Consider the following 21,506-nt stretch of genomic DNA (forward strand, 5'->3'; position numbering starts at 1 on the left):
AACGTAATTTTCATGAGGTTTAGGTGATTAACGATAGTATAGGTTAATAGCGATTTAAAGTCTATGAGATATTACGTTTCTATATTTAGTTTTTTCATATTTAAGTCTGGGTACAATATTCATTATTGGCAGGTATTGTATAAGTATAAGGACAAAAAGGAGCACCATATTACATATGGAAAAAATTATAAATTCCGAAGAATCCCCCCTTGAACGCTGAACATGTGGTTTACTCAATTTATAAAGGAAGGTACTCGCAAAACCTTAAATATATTGTTTCGCAAGCTGGTCACATACTTAATTGTTACATTTACTTTCTATCATGTCTGCATCCGGTTGGTCTGGAGTTATGAACTTCCGACGATGTTAGAAAAAATGTAATGCGACTTATAAGCTGAACTTTCTATACTGACCAGGGGTTAAACCTGTTTTTCTTTTAAACAGCACATTCATGTACTCGGAATGCTTGAATCCTATCCTTTCGGCTATTAAAGATAAGGGTAGATCAGTATCAGATAGCAATTGTTTCATTAAGTTCATTTTAGTTTCAATAATTTCTTGATGAGGAGTTCGACCCAAAGCCTTTTTAAATCGATTGTCAAGAACACTGCGTGAAACGAGGACATCTTTTAAAATATCCTCCACTTTAATGTCGTCATATGCATGGTTTCGAATAATTTGTACAGCTTGAGAAACAAGTTCATCCTCTACATTGACAACATCGGTAGATACTCTTGTTAAAAGTTTTATAGGAGGAAATAAATGAAGTTCTGGTTTAACCTTTTCTCCAGCCATCCATCGATCCAAAATTTCAGCTGCTTTATAACCAGTATTTAGAGTGTCAGGAACAATACTCGATAAAGATGGAGCTGAAAGATTACAAAGAAGCTCATCATTATCTACTCCTATTACTCCTACCTGATAAGGTACAGTGATATTGGTAAGCTGGCAGGCTTCTAATAGCTTTTGTCCTAGAATATCATACGATGCCATAATTCCAATTGGCTTAGGCAACGATTCTAGCCACAGAGCCATATCTTCTCTGTCTTTAGACCATGATTTTTCTCGACTTGATTCGAAAGTATGACAATGGAAGCCTTTATCTTTTAAATACTTGATAAAAAACTGACATCTTTGTTTGGCCCAGGGAAATTGCATTTCACCGCAAAAACCAAAATGATTAAATCCTTTGCTAATTAAATGATCAGCTGCCATATTAGCAATTGCCTGATTATCTGTTTCAACACAAGGAAGTTTAGGCAAAAACCTATCAGCACTCACATCCACAGTAGGAAGGTCAATGTCGCTAATAATGGATGCTATTTCTTTTGTTTCTATTCTTGCGATAATTCCATCGCCTTTCCAATTCTCTAGCCAGCCTAGATCTGTATGGTCTCTGCTATGCTCCCCCAAATATATCGACCAAGGACGATTTTCATTCAAGTATTCTTTAATTCCTCTTATCAGCCCACGTGCATATTCATTTGATGTTTCAATGATTAAAGCTACATGATAATTTGGGTTCTTTTTGCGGTTTGTAATGTAACTCATTTTTCCACCCCCGTTTAATTATAAAGGTTTTATTTGTACATTTGTAAAATAAAATATTATCAGCATTGTATAAAATTATTCTACTCTATCAAACAATCTCAAATTACCATTTAGCGGTTACGCTGAAAATTCAGAAATATTTAACCTTACCGTTTGATGACCTTATCTTTTAAATTTTCATTTATTAACTGGAGGTTTTTTACTATAATTCTGGGTTACTGACTATACTAATTTCACTTACAGCACAATTATTTGCTTTCATAGATGGCTAGAATTCGATAGGTTATATATGTTTCCTGGAGTTATTATTAGTATTTTATGAAATAGAAGCATTGACTATACTATCAAAGGGGCAAAAGAAGAAGGTGATCCATAAAATAATGTGTCATATTAAAATAAAACTAGATTAAGGGTATTCCTCAATATTTCAGGGAGATTAATTCGAAGAAATCATTTATACTTAGATATAAGTTAGAGGACATTGAGCTTCACCTTGAAGGTAAAAGCGAAATAAAGTATTCCAACAAGGAGCAATGAATGGCCTTGTCATCGTTGATTTGGACGGAGTTGAATTATGTGAGAGTAAAGTAAAAAGTTGTGATGAATGTCTTACGCGAAAAGAATGGGGAGACGGTGGAGTTACACCACGTATTCGGAAATTAAATTCTTACCCATTTCACCTGTGCGAGATTTTTTCAAAAAGAAGGATTTCACTTACAACAAGAAAATTCGTCTAGTTCTTATTGTATTCTTACATAAAGAGAACCTTAATAACTAAATATTTTCCATTTTGGTATCACTACACATTCATTGTAATCGCTCCCAATACAAGTTAACATAAAAATAGGAAAATGAAAATGGAGTTATTTTAGAAAAAAGAGCTTTTTTTAAGAATATCGCAAAAACTATGTATTGTGTTAGATTTTCTACTATACTCGACTTCATTTAGATTGATCCCTTAAGAAATAATTATCAAATGACTATCAATTAAATATGTAGTAGAATAGTTAAGAGTAGATAATATTCCATTTGCCAAATTAAATATCAGGAAAGGAGCTAGAGAGAATGGAAAATAATGAAGTGAACATGGTCCTTCAAGCTATTAGGGAACTGTCTGATAAAATTGATCAGAATCATAACTCCATACAGACACTGTCCAAAAAAGTTGACCAACATCAAACTTCAATACAGCAATTGTCCGAGAAAGTTGATCAAAATCATGCTGAATTAACGAAACGCATGGACAGAATGGAAGATAAAATGGACTTTATTCAGCATAAATCATTTACATGATGAAGATATCTTCAAACTGAAACGCAGGGTGCGATAAATAAAGAATGTTTCCTACAATGGCTTGCACCGTATACCATAGATAATTGCATAGCAAAACTTTTGTACCATTATAGATATGATCTTCATAATGGTTATTTTTGTTTTTTATGCGAGTTAGGCCTTACTAAAAAAGACTACTCATTATTCCGACATGTTAAAATTACAAAACACCTAACAAGCATATTTTTTCATTGGGACACAGAGCCACCAACACCTATCTCCAGGTCGTCTTCCACTTCCACTGCAACAACCAAACAAGCTTAATTATTACTAGTGCGAAACTGCTATTTTGACCAGTTATATTATAAAACCCTCTTCTCTAAGCATTTCTTTAACTTTTAGTCCATCAAACGACACTACTAATAACTTTTCAAAAAGATGTATTTTCCTAAAATCGATATCATAAGTCTGGCCCTCTACCCTGCTATTATATAATTTTAATCGAGGAGGAGAACCATGTCAGAAACCATTAACGGATTTGAACGAGAATTGCCAGCGGAGGTCATACCGTCATTTCCAATCAGGTAGCTAATTAAGTACCACTTTCACGTTTTGATGCACCCAATTTGCAGAAGATAAATGGTACTTACACCGATTGTAAGTACCAAACGCATGGAATGACGGGATATTTTGGTACTTATATTAAAATATAAGCGCCTGCCAACAACAGTCGAGGGTGTTATCCAGTGAAACGCATTAATTTTAATGATTAAAATACAATGGATCAAAGCATAATGGAGAAGTTTCATAGGTCTGGATAACTAAGAAAAACCGGGCAAAATTTGCGCTGTCCTTTCATTCCTATGCATAAGGAAGATATTGTTCAATAATAAGGGATAATTTTGAAAAGGTGATAATGCTTGAATACCGCTCCGGCCAACTACTACGTTTTCCACGGGGGCGGCTGGTCTGCTAACTTGGCAAAGAAGCCCATTTTGAAAGCTTAATTGGTATGATATTAGGTATTCAATCCCCACTTAAACAAGCTATTTTGTATGATATTTAGGATTGGTACCTTAAATGGACATAGGGAGTCCCCCCAATCTTTTGGTTTAGTGTGGTTACTAAGATTTGGAAAGGTACTCCCTTAAACTGCTTGTTATGAGAGTTTATTTAGTCTAAAGCTAGTTGTTCCAATATTTAAGCTCTGGCATAGCTGAATTGCCTTATCCGCAGAATCAATCTGATCGCCCCACTGGACAATATATCGGAACTCATAAAAGCCACCTAGCGTACCTTTAAAATTTGTTTCCCAATAATTTGTTAGAGGCCAAGCATACAAGTGGTTAGCTTCATCCCCTGTTTGTTGTCCATGCACAAGTCTCTGACCATGTTCCAAAGGACCTAATTGGACTAGAGGTGTGTCCGGTGTAGCGATCAATAACCCAGTTTCTTCTGATATATAAGCCAAGCCTTCTTGAATGCTATAGTAATCCGTTCCGGTTCCTGGTAATTGGTCTACAGCAGGTCGTATTAATGCCCCTGCTTTTTCTAGCCAAAGTTCTTCGGATGCTCTATTTCCGGTGCAAAAAGGCATAGATATATAAACATTTTCTGGATCCCATACACTATCCTTGTGTATTCGAACCGAAACATCTACTCTTGGTAGATCGTGATAAACCTTTAGAAATAATGAATAATGACTCATTCCTTCTATCTTGTAAAGAAGCTCAACAACGCAGTATAGCTCACCATTTGAAATCTCCTTTACACCTGTTAATGTTCCAATCGATCTTTGAACATCCATACCTTTACGATTTCTACCCATTTTCCTGCGCACTTCAGCCATTTGATCCTCTGCTCCAGCAGGTGTTACCTCATACACCGGAGTGAAAGCTGCGTGACCCTGCTCATCTCTAAGTAATTCGTTTCCTGTGTTCTTATCTATCCATGAATATATTCCTTTATCAGCTTGCCATTTAATACGGGCAAATGGAGATTCGATACCAGTTTCCGTTACCTTTATTTTAGATGGAGTATCACCTAGATTCACGAGATTTTCCATATCATACACGCCATCGTTCCCCTTAAGACGTGTACTTTGAGTTGTAAGTCCTGCCTTATTACTTGTCTCGCGTAATGAGAATATCTTTTCCTCATCTTTCTGTAGTTTGACAACTATAGAAATTTGATTCCCTTCACTTACTAAATCCATTTGGTGGGGAACTACTTCACCAGTTTGTTCGTCAATCACTTCAAATCCATTCTTGAATAAAGATGGTTCCCATCCATCTAAATATATATGTGCAATATCTTCCACCACATGGTCAAATGGATTCACAACTTTATATCTGAATGGTCTTTCTGGAGAAAGTAGAGCTTCCCCTTTCGTGTGCTTCAAATGATCTAAAGCTGTAAATACCATACGGCTCGCATTTGCTGCATACGCAGCTTTTCTGACTTCCAATGACTGAACCATTGGGTGCCATGGTTCATAAACGGATGAATGATATCCCCATGTGTGTTCCGCATACATGGTTAATTGATGTTCTATATTCTCAATCGTTTCCTTTGAAACCGTGTCGTTGTTCTGATCGAGATTTTTGACCAGTCGCAAGTTCCTTTGAGCATCTCGGAAAATTTGTGTATTCATAGCAGTGGAAGCCACCCCATCAGACCACCAATCTGGCCAGTCCCCTTTGTAGACGGGTATTTCAAACTCTTGATTCTTGACATGATCAAAAAAAGTATTTAATGTCGTCATTTCGATTTCCACATTATTCCCGTATTCTGAATTCCAACGGTGTATAAAATCCATGATCTTTCCGTTTGGTGCAGCATTATCTCTTAGTAATCCCATTACATTAACAAGTGCAAAATCATAAGGATAATCCTCTTTTTCAAGCTGACAGAGATAGCGCATAATACGAGTTTCAGCCATTTCCCAATGATTTTCCATGTTAGGTGTAGTCTCAAATTCATCTCGAATGGAGTAGGACAAAACTGCTCCTGGAGAAATTCCTAGCTCGTTTCCTAGCATGTAATGCTCTCCATTCCAAACAAGCAATTTATCTCCCGTTGGAGTTTCCCAATAAAAAGGAAGCTGTTTTCTTCCAATCGCATACATCCCATGATGCGTATGAACACATGATAATAAATTTCGAATACCAGCATCATACATTGCTTGTGAATAACCCCAACTATAACCATTAATATCAGCGGTCATGGCAGAATTTAAAGGGACATCAGTCGCTTCAGCCAATCTTTTAGCTTTTAAAAATAATTTTTTCAATATGTCATAATCGATTAATTCTGTCATATTTAAGTAAGTTCCTGAAAGTTCTATATCCCCTTGTTGCAATGCTTCCATGAATTGTTCTTTGGTTTCTGGTGAAGCTTGCTCCAGAAATTTTTCTACTGCCCAAAACGTCTCGCATGTCCATTTAAACCCTTTCCATTCAGGTCGAGAACCATCGCGGGACTTATTAATAATTTCAATTGCTTGCTTGATATAATCAACATGAAAAGATTCAATCTTTTCTTGCCTTTCCGTATAACCAATGTCTGTATGCGAGTGATGTATCACAAATATTTTCCATTTTTTCTTTGGGATTTGCATGATATTCTTCCTCTCTACCATAAGTTTTTGAAATTATTTTCATCATACACTGTAAAAATTGACATACATTCGAATACATTTAGAAACTATCATTCTATTTTTATGGCATATTTATTTCAGCGTTGTATTTGTTCCAATCGGTCTATTATCTCCATATATATCAAGGTATGATAGATTTAATTTATTAAATTATTAGCCCCTATGAATGTACTGATAAGTGGGGTATCTGAAACTTCTACATTCAATTCACTTGTATAAATAATATTTTCACTAAATGAAGATTCAAATTGTTTAAAGCTTTTTGAAATTTGCCCGCCAAATACTATTATTTCCGGTTTAAATGATTCTATAAATGGATTAACAGCTTCTGCTAGCCATATTCCAAAATCACTGAATACTTTTTTAGCATCGATATGGCCATCATTAGCTAGTTCTGCCAATTCTTTTACATTAGTATCGCTATAGAAACCATGTTGCAATGCTAGATTAGAAATACCTTTTTTAGATATATAATCTTCAATTATGCCTTGTTTAAATGGAGCATTATAAATAAAACCACTATTAGGTATGCCAAATTCGCCCTTAACCACTCTTCCCTCACATATAAAAGTGGAGCCAATTCCAGTACCTAAAGTAAAACAAGCTATTTTTTGGAAACCTTTATCTTTGTATTTAATAAATTCACCAACAGCAAACAGCGTAGCATCATTTCCCATATGGATGGAGAATTTTTTTGACAGATATTTTGTAATAAAGTGATTGTCCGATATTGTATTAAACAACTCATTCTTAATATTTACTTTGTACAAAGAATCATACTTTTCTAATCCTTTGATATATGAAATACCTTCGTTATAATCAGCAGGACCTGGAAAGGCTATTCCTACCCCTTTGATTTTTATAGTTTCATTCATTTGTAATTTCAATATTTGCTTCATTTGATCTTCCACGATATTTTTTAAGTGATTGATAATTACATGTTTGTCCTTATTTGCCAAGGAATCGTAGGTGGTAATTGTCTTTGTGTGGATAACTCCATCTGACAATATTGCCGCATGAATAGTAGTCCCACCCACATCTATCGATATGACATAATCCAACAAAATTCACCTCCAACAAACGCTTTTCTGAAACTCGACAGTTATTTAGTTCATAATTAAATAGTCAGGTGAAATCAATATAGTAACGATATTCACTGCCAATATAATAACATTCTGTATACTCAATAAAGTCAGTGTTTTTTTGTGACGCTACTCGAACACGAATTAAAATCGGCTCATTTTCGTCAACATTTAAATTTTCAATCACCTCTTGAGTTGGTCGTGCTGCTTCAATATATTCTGTGATTTCATTTACAATAATGCCTTTTGATTTAAGAACTTCATAAAAAGACTGATAATAATCATCTGCATTTAACGAATAAACATCGTCATAAGGGATATAGGTTTTGAAATAAACAAACCCTCTATTATTCACCCCTCTAACGCGATTTAGTTCCATGACTCGATCACCTTCAGCTACTTTTAATTTAGAAGCCAGAAAGTTGTTTGCTGAAATAAGCTTTACTTCTGCTTTTAAAGTTACTGCACGCTTCCCCATTTCAGCCATTTCTTTTGTAAAACTTCTTACATAAGTGAAATGCTCCTGGTTTTTCGACCCAGAGGGATCTAGTACAAAAGTTCCTTTTGCTCTTTCACGTTGAAGTAAATTTTCAAAAACTAGTTGATCTATAGCTTTTCGTATAGTAATACGACTAACATTGTATATATCGCAAAGATCTACTTCTGCTGGTATTTTGTCACCAGTTTTCCACATACCGAGTTCAATTTTATGTCGAATTTCTTCTGCAATTTGCGCATACAGTGGAGATGCTTCTTTGCCCTTATTTAATTTCACCATTCAATGACTCCTTTCCAATTTTGATGTTAGTGAAACAATCACATTCAGTACTAGTGTCTCACATATGCTTTAATTGTTGTAATTTGTTTTCCCTCACTTTTTCCATAAGGTCTAATTGTATAGGGACCTACAGCAGCTGGAATAATAAATGATTCTGCATAATGGACAACATAAGGTTCAAAAGCATTGCTAGGACTTTCTACTATAGCTTCTTCTCCTTCAACCAAATTAAGTACGTTAACACCACCATTTGTGTTATGGTGGACAACTTTAGTAGAACAATGCCTTCTTGTTTCAATAAACTCCCGTTCATGAAGGCCGGTTTTCTCTTCCATCCAACCATCTCCTGAACTGATTGATTCTACCGTATTGATTAAATTCTTATCTACCCACTCTTTTGTCCGATCCCATTGAAGCGCTTTTTTTCCATTTTCAATGTGGACAGGTCTTGGTTTACCATCAAGATCCACTCGCCCCCAGTCCCACAATTTAAATGTAAAAATATAAACAGAAGAGCTAATTTCTAATACCATACAATTTTTCCCTGAACAATGAATCGTGCCGGCTGGTATTGAAAAGTGATCGTGTTTTTGGGCAGGGTACTTATTAATGTACTTTTCATCTGGAAATGAAATTTCTCCATTATTAGCACGTTGCAAATCGTTTAATAATTCATTACTATCTACATTCTCTTTAAAGCCAAGATAAACGACCGCATCGTCTTTAGCATCCAATAAATAATAACTTTCATCTTGAGTATAATGCATGCCAAATTGTTCTTGTATTTGCTCTGTTGGAGGGTGGACTTGCAAACTCAAATTTTGCCCATCCATGGTATCTAAGAAATCAAATCTAATAGGAAACTCTAAGCCAAATCGAGCATGCACTCTATTTCCAAGTAACTCAACAGGTTTGTAATAAACTAAGTTCATAGATGGCATTTCAACCCGAATATTTCCATAATCTAGGTATAAACTATTTTCTTCTGGAACACAATCAAAAGCCCATGCATAATTCACTTCATTACGATCTAAATCACACACTTCCTTCATCCATTGTCCTCCCCAAACTCCCGGTTTGAAATAGGGAACGACCCGGAATGGACGTGCAACCGCTTGTTGCAAACCATTTAATAGAGCTTCTTTCGTAACCATTTTAGGATGGTTTTCCAAATTCGTATCCATTAAATAGTCAATATTAGTAAGAAGCTCCTTCTTTAAACGATCTGCTATGCGCCATTCAAAGAAATATCCCCGTTTATACTTTAACAATGGATCTGCATTTCTATTATTAGCTTTCCAGTTTCCCATTTCTTTACTTTCATAACGTTTTTGGATTTCCCATCTCGCTAAATCTGCATATAATAACAAATCATACTCAGAAATCAAACTAGCTCCTACGCCATAAATCAGGACGTTCCCAACTTCTAATTCTTCGATTTGATTTTGAATGAGACGAATTTTATTACTATCAAAAAAATCAGCTAAACTATAAGGGGTCATTACACCAAAAACTCTGTCATCCGTAAGTTGTCTTTCAATAATTTTAGTTACTTTTTCAGCGTCATAAGAGGCATTGTCAGCGTTTATAATAAGATCGAAATTCAAATGATTAGTAAATTCCTGCAAAACTTCCTGTTCTCTTACCCCCGGATAACATTCTATCGTAATAATTCTCTTTTCTTTATTAATATTAGCAATAGCTTTATCTATTTCATTTGCGATATTTTCGTATCCTTCCCAGACCTGTTCATCATAACCTTTAATTTTAACACTTGGGTGTTTTTCATAGTTTGCCTTTCGCTCTACAGAAGTTTTCATATGTCATTTCCTTTCGAATAATTTCAGATATATGCAAAATGAAAGCAGGTATTACGATGGAGTTCTAATGAAACTGGAGATACCGTCACAGTTTTATCAAAAAACATTGGACTGTTCATGTAGTCAAAGAGACAGGTTAAAAAAATGTTGCAGAGAATTAAAGAAGGATGTATCGAAGTAGCGCGCACCTTTGAAACTACTCAGCAACTTAGGGATGAGTATGGTATTGAAATAGATACGGTTTTACAGACGGATGTACCTGGCCATACTAAGGGATTTTTAAAAATATACTCCCCCAATTCCAATCAATATAAACCGCTTACAATGTTTAATAATCAATTACTCAACCTATCATTTTTACTCCCTTTAAATTGTCATTTCGATATAATGTTATAACATTATGTTCATGTTAAGACTATATTTTTAAAATGTCAATACTATTTTTTCGTTTTATGCATCCAGTCCTTTATCACCGGTTGTAATCTTTTTGACTAATAAACAGTCTAAGTACCATTTTCAAGTTTTGTTGCACCCAATTTGGTACTTATTACAGTTTTAAGTACCAAATTAAACTTTTGTAGAAGATAAATGGTACTTACACCGATTATAAATACTAAATGCATATGTTGAGCTAAGCAAACAGTGCTCAATCAGTTCGCAAGACTCACCAAACGATAGAAATAACTATCTTACCAAAGAAAGAACAATTCAACATCTTGTTGGTTGAACAGTACGTAAAGGTGGGCTGAATTATTTTATCTTCAAACGCGGGTACGTGGTACTTTCTGCGGATTGTTTCTTCTCAAGCGATGAGGAACAATTTGGACAAATGACAGCTCGATTTGGAATGGATAAGCAGCAATACGGGCATTCTTTTTTTGTCATCGAGTCTAGTGGATGTTGATGTGGTTTTTTCCAGCGATTCATTTGCCGCACTACTAGAAAAACAATAAATAAAATGATAACAAACCTTATCGACGTCGAGATAAACAATCCATAATTAATCGTTATTGCCCCGGCTTCCTTTGCGTCTGCTAAAGAAGAATACGTTCTTCCACTAAGACTTATATGTAAGTTTTCTATATTCATTCTGGAATACACCAGCCCGATAGGCGGAAGCAGAATATCTCGAACCAAAGAATCTACAAAGCTACTTACAGCAGCACCCAGCACCACACCAATCCCTATATCAATCGCACTACCCCGCATCATAAACTGCCGAAACTCTTTAAATAACCCCATTCAAAACGCCCCCTCCATTCATATAGATATGAAAGACAGGGACTTGCTATGCAACATAGGTGTAACAGAGGGACGGTTCTCTTGTTTCATTTCCTCATAAAGAGGGAAACAGTAGAACCGTCCCCATGTTCATTAACCTTTCATACCTGTAATGGCGATATCTTCGAAGTGTATGCTCCAGAACTTTCATTTTTTTCATTAAGTTACACCTCACCACAACCTTTTCAATATTCTCTCGTCTTCTTCCTAAATATGTTCCCAGTTAAAAACAAATAGATTTTTATTCGCTTCATATCCACTATTCACTAAATAAGGTGCTAAATACTCATCACCTTGTAGGATTTCTTTAACATATGGAGATTATTTTGTGCTTACAAAATAATTCAATATTGAGAAAATATAAATACACAATAACCTATTTCTATTGACTTGAACTTGATCTCCAAACAAATTAGTACTCTTCCATAGCAGTTATTGTTACGATAGAACGGTAAGTTACGGAAGAAAGGAAATGAAGTATGACAAATATAAATATACCTGTTTCTGTCCTTAACCTAGTCCCGATTCGCAAGGGAAATGGACCGAAAGAAGCAATTGACCAAATGGTAGAACTAGCACAAGCTGTTGATGAAATGGGCTACGAACGATATTGGATAGCCGAGCATCATAATACAACAACATTAGTTAGTTCAGCGACAACCATTTTAATGAAACATACACTTGACAATACGAAGAAGATTCGAGTTGGATCAGGTGGTGTAATGCTTCCAAATCACGCACCATTAACAGTTGCCGAGCAATTCGGTACAATGGCGACGATATATCCAGATCGATTAGATTTAGGATTAGGTAGAGCTCCGGGAACAGACCAGTTAACGGCAAGCGCCTTAAGAAGATCTAAAGATGACCCAGTCTATACGTTTCCAAAAGATGTACACTCATTGTTAACCTATTTTGGAGCAGAAGAAGAACAAGGATATGTCAAAGCATTTCCTGGTATTGGCACAAATATTCCGATTTATATTCTTGGTTCATCAACTGATTCTGCTCATTTAGCAGCAAAACTGGGCTTACCTTATGTGTTTGCATCTCATTTTGCACCAAGACACATGGAAGAGGCTATTTCTATTTATCGGAAAGAGTTTCAAGCATCCCAATATTTAAATAAACCATATATGATGGTTTGTTTGAACGTGATTGCAGCAGAAACAGATGAGGAAGCGCAATTTGAATCAACTACCATGCAACAATTTTTCTTAAATGTTGTTCAAGGAGCAAGAACTCCATTAAGCCCTCCAGTGAAAGATATGGATGAGTTATGGACAATGCAAGAAAAGAACGTCGTTTCCTCTATGGCAAGTGCCGTACTACTAGGTAGTAAAGAATCGATTCGCGAACAATTAACGAATTTCCAAGAGAAATACCAAGTAGATGAACTAATGGCCGTTTCTTATATATATGATACAGAGAAACAAAAAAGATCTTATCAAATCTTAAAAGAAGTGGTTGATGGTGAATAATAAAATCTAATCTTCATTCACAAGCGCAGAGTCGGAATGATAATCCCTCCCCTGCGCTTTCTTTGTTTTATAATAAATCCATCCCTACATGAATACAAAAAAGACACCAACCACATAACCAAAGTGATTGGTATCCTCTATTTTTCCTTCTTAATCTCTACTAAACAAATCCCTAGTATAAACCTTATCCGCTACATCTTTAATATCATCCGTCAATCGATTAGCGACAATAACATCTGAGATTTCCTTGAATTCTTCAAAACCATTTACTACTCTTGAACCATAAAACTCTTCTTCATCCAATACCGGTTCATAAACAACGATGTCCACGCCTTTTGCTTTGATTCGTTTCATAACGCCCTGAATGGCGGATTGTCTGAAGTTATCAGAGTCTGTTTTCATCGTTAAACGGTAGATACCGACAACAGACGGATTCTTCGCAAGGATACTGTCCGCAACATGATCCTTACGTGTACGGTTCGCATCGACAATTGCTCCGATAATATTATTCGGTACATCCTGATAGTTCGCAAGTAATTGCTTCGTATCCTTAGGTAAGCAATAGCCGCCATAACCAAAGGAAGGATTATTATAGTGACCGCCAATACGCGGGTCCAATCCTACTCCTTCAATGATTTGTTTCGCATTTAATCCACGAACTTCTGCATAGGTATCCAATTCATTGAAAAAGGAAACACGCATAGCAAGATAGGTATTCGCAAATAACTTGATCGCTTCTGCTTCAGTGGAGTCTGTATAAAGAATCTCAATATCCTCTTTAATCGCACCTTCTGCTAAAAGATTAGCAAATGTACTAGCACGCTCTGATCTTTCTCCTACGACAATTCGTGACGGATACAAGTTATCATATAGTGCTTGTCCTTCACGTAGAAACTCTGGTGAGAAAATAATATTATCAGTATTATACTTTTCTCGCAATTCTAATGTGTAACCAACTGGAATCGTTGACTTAATTACCATAATTGCATTTGGATTAATGTCCAGAACGGTCTCAATCACATTCTCAACCGTACTCGTATCAAAATAATTACGATCCGGATCATAGTTCGTTGGTGTAGATATAATCACATATTCCGCATTCTCATATGCTTTATGTACATCCGTTGTAGCCACCAAATTCAAATCTTTCGTTTCCAAATATGTTTGAATCTCTTCATCGACAATTGGTGACTTTTTGTTGTTAATCAAATCGATTTTCTCTTCCATAATGTCGAGCGCAATCACTTCATTATGTTGTGCTAATAACACGGCATTTGATAACCCGACATAGCCTGTCCCCGCTACTGTTATTTTCATCTTTTCTATTCACCTCTAAAATAATTCTTGTACTTTATTATAACTGTCAATCGTACCAATATCATATCGCAAGCCTTCGAATGTAAAAGCATATACTTGCTTGTGCTGAATCAGCCATGGGATAAAATTCCCCGGTGCATCAGGATTATTTCCTTCTGCTAAGTATTGTTTAAATAAAGGTAATGTTTCTGCCTTATATAGATAAAAAGGTGGTACAGCTAAATTCGATTTCGGTTCCTGTGGTTTCTCTTCAAAGGATGTGACCACTCCATCTTCATTCACTTCAACAATACCAGTTCGTTTCATTTCTTCAGGGTCATCTAATTCATGCGTCGTAATACTATCTGCATTCACTTCTTGATAAAAATGAACAAAATCAACCAATTCAAAATCAAAGAGATTATCACCAGCTAAGACCATAATATCTTCGTCAATCTTATGGTGATCCAATACATACTGGATATCAGCAATGGCACCTAATCGATCGTCATTCGTTGTTGTGCGGTCATTGACAACAACTATTTTCTTATGACATTGATAATTTGCAGCCCAGTCTTGAAAGCTCGGAGTGAATTTCTCATTGGTAACAATATATACTTCGTCTACTTGCTCGACTTTTTCGACCTTTTCAATAATATGATTCAGGATCGGTTTCCCTGCTACTTCCAATAAAGGTTTCGCTTTATTCTTGGTTAAGGGATATAATCTTGTCGCATAGCCAGCAGCTAGGATAATACATTTCATCTTCTTCCCTCCAAAAAATGATAAGGACAGACCTTTATAGGACTGTCCATTTTTATTTTAGAACAATTCCCCTGTCCTCTTGATCCACGAGACGGGCTCCATTGTTGGTTTTACAGAAGTGGACTTTGTATACGTCTTTGTATGCTGGGTGTTGGGACGGATAAATAGCGTCAATGTTTGCTTTGATTTGTTCTTTATATGCTGGATCAATTAACCCAATACAACAGCCTCTGTAACCTGCCCCGCTAAAACGGGCCCCATAGACACCTTCTGTTTCTTTCAACACTTCATAAATCGTGATCAACTCCGGACAGCCTGATTCATATTGATGAATCGAGCTCTCGCCTGATTCGAACATCAATTTGCCAAACTGTTCGATATCCCCTTGTTCCCATGCTTCAATTCCTTGACGTACACGATCCTGTTCAGTAAAAAAGTGATCCAGTCGCTTACGGAATTTGCCTGGTACTTGGTCACGATACTTATGATAATGTTCTTCTGACATATTCCTTAGTTTCACATCCTGCAAGGCGGTCCGCTCAAGACCAGCCAATTCTTCTACAATCCAGCCTGCAACTTTACATTCGTCAACTCGATTATTATAATCTGTGCCGATCAACGCTTTACTTACACCCGAATAAACGACAACCACTTCAAACTCAGGCATACCAACTGACTTGTTTACTAAATAATGCTCACTTGTCTGGCAGTCCATCACCAGTAATCGATTATCTTCACTTAAAATATTGGCAGATTGATCAAGGATTCCGTTCTTTAAACCGATAAATTCGGTTTCAACCCAGTGACTATAAGAAACTAGTTCTTCCTTGGAGATATCTAAATTGTTCACTTCTGCTAAGGCCATCAAGTAAGCGGTTGTTACAGCTGCCGATGAGCTTAATCCACCAATAGGTAATTTTCCACTAATCACTGCTTGAAAACCATATTGTAATTTCTGATCCTGTTGTAAGGAAAGAACAGCACCGCGAATATAGTTACCCCAGAAACCAGGTAACACCTCAGGTACACTGTCAATATGAAAATACTCTTCATCTGGAAAATCCATACTACTGATACGAATATAACCGTCTTCTGAAGGTGCGAAAACCATCTCCACATTAGCATCCAATGCCATACCTGTGACAATGCCGCCTTGATGGTCAACATGTGCACCTAAAGGACATATTCTAAGAGGAGAACGGACCATTTCGGCCTCTTTCTCCCCATATAAGTGTTTGAATGTATCAAAAAGTTCCTGCATGATTAGACAACCCCATTTATGAGTTCGTTACTTGCTCTTCTTTCGTTCCCTCACTCAACTTATAATACTGGACATACCAATCAGCAAATTGTTGCAAACCTTCTTCAATCGAAGTTTCTGGCTTGAATCCTACTGCCTGATGTAAGCGGTCAGTAGATGCATATGTTCTTGGTACATCACCTGGTTTAATTGGTTCAAATTCTTTCTTGAATTCTACCTCACGTCCCAAAGCATTGCTTAATGCTTTTTCTAAAGATTGGATAAAATGCATTAATTTCTCCGGGCTATTATTACCGATGTTGAATATTTCATGTTGTACTTCGCCTTCTGGTGTACGTGGAATTAACTTCTCTATTCCCTCTACAATGTCATCAATGTACGTGAAGTCACGGTATAAGTCATTTTCGAAATCACCATTGTTAAAGATTTTAATGGCTTCACCAGCAAAATATTTATCGGTAAAACCATAATACGCCATATCAGGTCTGCCCATTGGACCATAAACGGTAAAGAAACGTAAGCCTGTTGCTGGAATCTTATAGAGATGACTATATGTATGTGCCATTAATTCATTAGATCTCTTTGTTGATGCGTACAATGATACAGGATGATCAACAAAGTCTGTCTCTTCAAATGGTACTTTCTTGTTTGCACCATAGACAGAACTGGACGAAGCATAAATCAAGTGATCAACTGGATAATGACGACATGCTTCTAATATATTATAGAACCCAGTTACATTACTTTGCATATATACGTCTGGATTCTCGATAGAATAGCGAACCCCTGCTTGGGCTGCAAGATTAACTACGACACTAGGCCGATAATGAGCAAATAGATCTTCAATTGCTGCTTTGTCCGAAATATCTGCTTTCACAAATGTAAAGTTTTCATAAGGTTCTAAACCTTCCAAACGAGTATATTTTAAGTTCACATCATAATAGGCATTTAGATTATCAATACCTATAACTGTACAGCCTTGATCTAATAGTTTTTTAGAAAGGTAGTATCCAATAAAACCAGCTGCACCTGTGACAAGGTATGTTTGGTCCGTTCGAAAAGTCTGTGTACTCAATTTGCTTAACTCCTTTATTAACAAGAATTATGACTTTATTATAACAAGAAAAATTATAACATACTTTTGTCTGTACTTCCTATCAAATATTGTAAATTTTTAGCGGGATTTCATCCGACTTTCTATGCTGATAATACACTTGCTTCTAATCACAGGATATGCTCTATGTGGACGAAATTTCTTGTGATTAGAAGCAGAAACCTTGTAAATGCTAACAAATTCCAACTAAATAATGATGAAACCACTGCTTTGCATAACTACACATATTAATTCTATTCACTGCGCTTTTAACAATTAGATATATTCCTTCTCCATCATCACCTTCTGAACCTTCTTCCTAGCTAACTTCCCCCAGTTCTTCACTGCATTTTCCGTTACCCCTTCTTCTTCCGCAATGGTTCTAACAGATAGATCTTTCAACACAAATTTATCAAACCAACACCACTGTTTATCAGTCAACTCTTTTTGAATATCTAATAATAATGGTGTATCTACTTTCAATTCATCCACCACTAGCAAATCTTCTATTGTCACTTGATTGAACCAATCCTGAAATTGATCGCGCTCACGATTTTCTTTACGAATCTTATTAATGAACCTTCTTGTAATACCATAATAAGCATAGGTAGAAAACTTTGATTTTGATGGATCATAGTTTTGATAAGCATTCCATACAGCAATTAACCCTTCTTGATAAAATTCCCCTTCCACGTCTCGAATTTGATATTTGTGCATGATGTGATAAATCATTTTTTCAGAATCCTTTAGAATATCTTCAAATCTCATCACTAGGTGAACTCCTATATGACAAGCACTTGCCTTACGTATTCCGCGGTAAAGTGATCATATAAAAGTTTCTAATATATGTCATATCGTGATATTTATACGTCAATCTATGAAAATAGCCAAGGTTAGCGTTATTTGGCGGATTTTCATCTGAAAAAATTTGATTATTGCATAAATCTATCAAAATTTACAGCTATTTATACATTTCTATTATTTCAATAACTTCCCAAGCAAGATGTGCACTACCTAAAAAATGCCTCTCCCTTCTCATGTGAGAAATACAGACTTACTTTTCCTATTAGATCCCCCTAATACGTGATACTGCACGTGTTACTGGTAATTTATTTCTATGATAATAGACGTAAAGGATGATGAGGGGTAGAGCAGTGGCGCAACAAGATCATATTGATGGTGTACTCTTAGGGTATTGTATTAGACAGTTCCGGGAAAATTTAAAAGCAAAAGATCCGAAATGGACCCAGGAATACGTAGGGAGAAAAGCAGAAATTGACGAAAGACACTATGGCAAAATCGAACGCGGCAAATACCCTCAGACCTCATTCATTACCATTGGAAAAATTGCAAAAGCACTAAATTGCTCTTTGGATAACCTTTTTGAAAACTATGAGAAAGAACTTATAGCATATAAAAGAAGAACTGGTGAAGTGGATGAAGAATAATTATCGAATTACCTCAGACACAATGGCCATCTTTCCCATGTATGATACTCTTTATCAATCTTCCATACTTGAATATGATGAAGCCATCACTAAAAAAGAAAAACCATTAGACATTATTAAAGAAAACTGCATACACTACGGATCTAGTTATCAGGGTCGCAAAGCATCTGTTCAACACCATTTAGATTTCCACCAAAAGTCTCCCATTCCTATTCAACCAACCAAAAAGCTATATACTTTTCCCACACAATCCGCTAGATCTATTGATTGTATCTGGCTGTTTTATCATGCTATCAAACACCTAGAAAACAAACAGCAACATACAGCTATTACTTTTACTAACGGTGAAGTAGTAAATGTTGCTCCGTCACTTTACACGATCCAACAACAATATCATCGAACTGGGATGATTAAAGTGTTAATGGAGCAGTTGATGTAGTTCTCTTATGAATGTGCATTTACAATTTTATGTCTTGATCAGCCGTTAATCTACTAGAATCACATTATGTATCTTTCATTAATTTTTGATAAACTTTAATTTCTTCATCTAATAATTCACTATATTTTAATGTAGAGGGGGCAGTTAAGCCATCTCGAAATCCAATATCCAATAATTTATTTCGCATAGCTTCAATTCGTTCTAATAACAAAGCTCTACTCATTTCATCATTAATTTTCTCGTCCATAGCTAAATTTCTCCCCTTTGTTCAAAAAAATATCCAAATTTGAATGAAGTTAGTTTCAACTTCATTCTTAGGACATTTCCGTTATCATTATTCTGAACTTTAGTTCGTACGCATAAGCGTACAACATTTCCATATATTATATAGTACGTTTATAGGTACAGTCAATTTTTTTATAAAGTGGGGTAGAACTTTGAAAAAAGTAGAAATAAACCTTAATGAACTGCTTCATCACTATAATTTAAGTCTAAATCAATTACACTTAATTACTGGAGTTCGAAGAGCAACCTTAAGCGAGATGGCAAATGGCAAGCGACAAAGAATACAATTAGAGCATATAGAAAAAATAGCAAATGCTTTGGATATTAGTGATATCAATGAGATCATTACCATCCAAGAATCAAACGAGGAATCTTGAAAGAAGTCGCTAATTAGCATGATCATCAGGTCGTAACATATCATAAAACGCAGTATTGATACGTATCTTAAATTCAAACAGGTGAATTTCACATGGCAAAAACTGCAATTGTAAGTAGAGATTTAAATGGTAGGTGCCGCCATTATCAGTCAATTAATCGTTGAACAACAGGATAATAGAGCGAACAGGCCAACTCTCTTCTTTTAGTGAATAGTATATTTATACTTGCAGGAAATGACTTTGTGTTATCAATTGAACTTTTTCAACGAAAGCAACCCATTTTAAGTGTACAATGACAATAAAGTTATTTAATTTCAAAATCTCAAACACACATAACCCTGTCCTAAAATTAGGGCAGGGTTTAAAATAAAGTTGTTTAATTTTTTGATGAAAAATACTTTATTAATCTTAAAAATACAATAAAGTATTTAATATCATCTAGTTATTATTCCATAACAGCGACCGATAAACCATCTGGTGGGCTTTCATCACGCTATATTTTATTTTTCTGTTATCCCTAGGTCACGGCTTGTCTTGGCAGCAGTGTCGGTCGGTGGCGGTGGCACTGGTGCCGAGGTCGTCGGAGTGTCCAGCCTCAAGCCGAGACCATTGGGCGGTCGGGCGGCCGCCTAGCTGAAACTGACCGCCTTTGGAACCCCAGTGCTGCGGCCAGCCCACGGGTGAATCCTCCCAGAACTCTTGCCGGCCGTAGACAGTCAGATCCAGGAGTCCGTACGACGGTGCCATCAGTTCGTTGCCGCGCCCGGTGGTCCAGTAGGTCTCGTAGACCTTGTCACCGTCCCGGAGATAACTGACCAGGATGCCGAAGTGCCGGTCTACGATCAACCGGTCCACGGCGTCTTCGGGCACCGAGTACCAGGGAACCGTCCAGCCCATGAAGTCGCGATACCGCGAGCTCTCCTCGTACGGCCCCTCACAGAAAGTCGCATAGCTCACGTCTCGCGAATTCAGATAGGACAGCTCGTTGATGTGGGTCGTGGAGAAAGTGCAGCCCTCGCACTGCTCCGCGGCAGGTCTACCGGTGTGCCACATCTGATAGTAAGCGACAAGCTGGTGGCGGCCCTCGAACGTCTCCAGCAGCGTGATCGGACCATCCGGGCCGATCAGCGGGATGGTTGAGTCCACCTCGACCATCGGCAGCCGCCGTCGGGCCGCTGCAATCGCGTCACCTTCTCGGGTATGTGCCTTTTCCCGGATTCGCAACTCATCCAGTTTGGTCTGCCAGGTGGTCCGATCAACCACCGTTGGCAGAGCAGAGGTTCTGTAATTATGATTCATGCAAATATCTCCTTTCGCTATTTTTTTACCTACACACTTGATAGTTTATCAACCATAAATACAAAGGACTTCTTCTCGATTGCTGAAAATTTTCTCATTCAACATATATCTAATTCGCTGATTAATCGTATTACCTTGAATCAAATCAGAGTATTGATCTAATAATAACCAAATCTTATTGAACTAGATATTTTTTATGCTACTTATGTTTTCGTTCATGAGTGATTTTGACATACCTACAATTTATATTTTGTCCATCTCTATTTCTTTTCAATTTTCTCCAATTACAACTCATATTTCATATTAATTATGGGTAAGAT

Annotated in this window: 18 protein-coding genes; 5 read left to right on the forward strand and 13 right to left on the reverse strand. The window is 36.5% G+C overall.

Annotated elements, in window-relative coordinates; translation table 11 throughout:
- Window positions 1-387: 387 nt before the first annotated feature.
- The gene (locus tag GI584_RS20085; protein ID WP_153792376.1) at window positions 388-1,551 is read right to left on the reverse strand and encodes a XylR family transcriptional regulator; all 1,164 of its coding nucleotides are present in this window, start codon (window positions 1,549-1,551) and stop codon (window positions 388-390) included.
- Window positions 1,552-2,616: 1,065 nt separating this feature from the next.
- Between GI584_RS20085 and GI584_RS20090 the strand changes: the two genes are divergently transcribed.
- Window positions 2,617-2,844: a hypothetical protein gene (locus tag GI584_RS20090; RefSeq protein WP_153792377.1), complete on the forward strand. Its 228-nt coding sequence runs from the start codon at window positions 2,617-2,619 to the stop codon at window positions 2,842-2,844.
- Between the two features lie 1,138 nt (window positions 2,845-3,982).
- On the opposite strand, the gene GI584_RS20095 is transcribed toward GI584_RS20090, so the two are convergent.
- The 5 genes from GI584_RS20095 to mscL all read right to left on the reverse strand — a co-directional run bounded on the left by GI584_RS20095 (window position 3,983) and on the right by mscL (window position 11,403).
- Window positions 3,983-6,442 carry a glycoside hydrolase family 38 N-terminal domain-containing protein gene (locus GI584_RS20095; RefSeq protein WP_228552292.1) on the reverse strand — a complete coding sequence of 820 codons (2,460 nt, stop codon included), beginning with the start codon at window positions 6,440-6,442 and terminating at the stop codon, window positions 3,983-3,985.
- Between the two features lie 176 nt (window positions 6,443-6,618).
- Window positions 6,619-7,542, reverse strand: coding sequence for an ROK family protein (locus GI584_RS20100; RefSeq protein ID WP_194842057.1), 924 nt, complete (start codon window positions 7,540-7,542; stop codon window positions 6,619-6,621).
- 64 nt (window positions 7,543-7,606) lie between these two features.
- The gene (locus GI584_RS20105; protein WP_153792380.1) at window positions 7,607-8,341 is read right to left on the reverse strand and encodes a GntR family transcriptional regulator; all 735 of its coding nucleotides are present in this window, start codon (window positions 8,339-8,341) and stop codon (window positions 7,607-7,609) included.
- Window positions 8,342-8,391: 50 nt separating this feature from the next.
- Window positions 8,392-10,161 (reverse strand): class I mannose-6-phosphate isomerase, encoded by a 1,770-nt coding sequence (locus tag GI584_RS20110; protein WP_153792381.1) that lies wholly within the window; start codon window positions 10,159-10,161, stop codon window positions 8,392-8,394.
- 750 nt (window positions 10,162-10,911) lie between these two features.
- Complete coding sequence (gene mscL / locus GI584_RS20115; RefSeq protein ID WP_153792382.1) at window positions 10,912-11,403, reverse strand: large conductance mechanosensitive channel protein MscL; 492 nt, start codon at window positions 11,401-11,403, stop codon at window positions 10,912-10,914.
- A 518-nt stretch (window positions 11,404-11,921) separates the two neighbouring features.
- Here mscL and GI584_RS20120 point away from each other — a divergent pair.
- Window positions 11,922-12,923, forward strand: coding sequence for an LLM class flavin-dependent oxidoreductase (locus tag GI584_RS20120; RefSeq protein WP_153792383.1), 1,002 nt, complete (start codon window positions 11,922-11,924; stop codon window positions 12,921-12,923).
- Between the two features lie 150 nt (window positions 12,924-13,073).
- Here the strand turns inward: GI584_RS20120 and GI584_RS20125 are convergent, their stop codons facing one another.
- From GI584_RS20125 to GI584_RS20145, 5 genes are all read right to left on the reverse strand, one after another.
- Entirely contained in the window at window positions 13,074-14,240 is a 1,167-nt protein-coding gene (locus GI584_RS20125) for a nucleotide sugar dehydrogenase (protein WP_153792384.1), read from the reverse strand.
- A 15-nt stretch (window positions 14,241-14,255) separates the two neighbouring features.
- Entirely contained in the window at window positions 14,256-14,984 is a 729-nt protein-coding gene (locus GI584_RS20130) for a nucleotidyltransferase family protein (protein WP_153792385.1), read from the reverse strand.
- A gap of 52 nt (window positions 14,985-15,036) precedes the next feature.
- Window positions 15,037-16,245, reverse strand: coding sequence for a GHMP family kinase ATP-binding protein (locus GI584_RS20135; RefSeq protein WP_153792386.1), 1,209 nt, complete (start codon window positions 16,243-16,245; stop codon window positions 15,037-15,039).
- 16 nt (window positions 16,246-16,261) lie between these two features.
- Window positions 16,262-17,320: a GDP-mannose 4,6-dehydratase gene (locus GI584_RS20140; RefSeq protein ID WP_153792387.1), complete on the reverse strand. Its 1,059-nt coding sequence runs from the start codon at window positions 17,318-17,320 to the stop codon at window positions 16,262-16,264.
- A gap of 294 nt (window positions 17,321-17,614) precedes the next feature.
- Window positions 17,615-18,106: a sigma-70 family RNA polymerase sigma factor gene (locus GI584_RS20145; protein ID WP_153793034.1), complete on the reverse strand. Its 492-nt coding sequence runs from the start codon at window positions 18,104-18,106 to the stop codon at window positions 17,615-17,617.
- Window positions 18,107-18,492: 386 nt separating this feature from the next.
- On the opposite strand from GI584_RS20145, the gene GI584_RS20150 reads away from it, so the two are divergent.
- Complete coding sequence (locus GI584_RS20150) at window positions 18,493-18,786, forward strand: helix-turn-helix transcriptional regulator (RefSeq protein ID WP_194842058.1); 294 nt, start codon at window positions 18,493-18,495, stop codon at window positions 18,784-18,786.
- Window positions 18,776-19,225: a competence protein ComK gene (locus GI584_RS20155; RefSeq protein WP_153792389.1), complete on the forward strand. Its 450-nt coding sequence runs from the start codon at window positions 18,776-18,778 to the stop codon at window positions 19,223-19,225. Before GI584_RS20150 ends, GI584_RS20155 begins: the two co-directional genes overlap by 11 nt.
- A 64-nt stretch (window positions 19,226-19,289) precedes the next feature.
- Here the strand turns inward: GI584_RS20155 and GI584_RS20160 are convergent, their stop codons facing one another.
- On the reverse strand, window positions 19,290-19,472 hold the full coding sequence (locus GI584_RS20160) for an aspartyl-phosphate phosphatase Spo0E family protein (protein WP_228552293.1): 183 nt from the start codon (window positions 19,470-19,472) through the stop codon (window positions 19,290-19,292).
- A gap of 190 nt (window positions 19,473-19,662) precedes the next feature.
- On the opposite strand from GI584_RS20160, the gene GI584_RS20165 reads away from it, so the two are divergent.
- Window positions 19,663-19,887, forward strand: coding sequence for a helix-turn-helix domain-containing protein (locus tag GI584_RS20165; RefSeq protein ID WP_153792390.1), 225 nt, complete (start codon window positions 19,663-19,665; stop codon window positions 19,885-19,887).
- Window positions 19,888-20,409: 522 nt separating this feature from the next.
- On the opposite strand, the gene GI584_RS20170 is transcribed toward GI584_RS20165, so the two are convergent.
- Window positions 20,410-21,186, reverse strand: a complete 777-nt coding sequence (locus GI584_RS20170; protein WP_153792391.1) for a DUF899 family protein — start codon at window positions 21,184-21,186, stop codon at window positions 20,410-20,412.
- Between the last annotated feature and the right edge of the window lie 320 nt (window positions 21,187-21,506).

Source organism: Gracilibacillus salitolerans, assembly GCF_009650095.1.
In the GTDB taxonomy this organism is placed as follows: Bacteria; Bacillota; Bacilli; order Bacillales; family Amphibacillaceae; genus Gracilibacillus; species Gracilibacillus salitolerans.

What these genes read in the sequence shown, in the direction of transcription:
- GI584_RS20085 (WP_153792376.1), bottom strand. Translation starts at nt 1,551, where the DNA reads ATGAGTTACATTACAAACCGCAAAAAGAACCCAAATTATCATGTAGCT.
- GI584_RS20090 (WP_153792377.1), top strand. Translation starts at nt 2,617, where the DNA reads ATGGAAAATAATGAAGTGAACATGGTCCTTCAAGCTATTAGGGAACTG.
- GI584_RS20095 (WP_228552292.1), bottom strand. Translation starts at nt 6,442, where the DNA reads ATGCAAATCCCAAAGAAAAAATGGAAAATATTTGTGATACATCACTCG.
- GI584_RS20105 (WP_153792380.1), bottom strand. Translation starts at nt 8,341, where the DNA reads ATGGTGAAATTAAATAAGGGCAAAGAAGCATCTCCACTGTATGCGCAA.
- GI584_RS20110 (WP_153792381.1), bottom strand. Translation starts at nt 10,161, where the DNA reads ATGAAAACTTCTGTAGAGCGAAAGGCAAACTATGAAAAACACCCAAGT.
- mscL (WP_153792382.1), bottom strand. Translation starts at nt 11,403, where the DNA reads ATGGGGTTATTTAAAGAGTTTCGGCAGTTTATGATGCGGGGTAGTGCG.
- GI584_RS20120 (WP_153792383.1), top strand. Translation starts at nt 11,922, where the DNA reads ATGACAAATATAAATATACCTGTTTCTGTCCTTAACCTAGTCCCGATT.
- GI584_RS20125 (WP_153792384.1), bottom strand. Translation starts at nt 14,240, where the DNA reads ATGAAAATAACAGTAGCGGGGACAGGCTATGTCGGGTTATCAAATGCC.
- GI584_RS20130 (WP_153792385.1), bottom strand. Translation starts at nt 14,984, where the DNA reads ATGAAATGTATTATCCTAGCTGCTGGCTATGCGACAAGATTATATCCC.
- GI584_RS20135 (WP_153792386.1), bottom strand. Translation starts at nt 16,245, where the DNA reads ATGCAGGAACTTTTTGATACATTCAAACACTTATATGGGGAGAAAGAG.
- GI584_RS20145 (WP_153793034.1), bottom strand. Translation starts at nt 18,106, where the DNA reads ATGAGATTTGAAGATATTCTAAAGGATTCTGAAAAAATGATTTATCAC.
- GI584_RS20155 (WP_153792389.1), top strand. Translation starts at nt 18,776, where the DNA reads ATGAAGAATAATTATCGAATTACCTCAGACACAATGGCCATCTTTCCC.
- GI584_RS20160 (WP_228552293.1), bottom strand. Translation starts at nt 19,472, where the DNA reads ATGGACGAGAAAATTAATGATGAAATGAGTAGAGCTTTGTTATTAGAA.
- GI584_RS20170 (WP_153792391.1), bottom strand. Translation starts at nt 21,186, where the DNA reads ATGAATCATAATTACAGAACCTCTGCTCTGCCAACGGTGGTTGATCGG.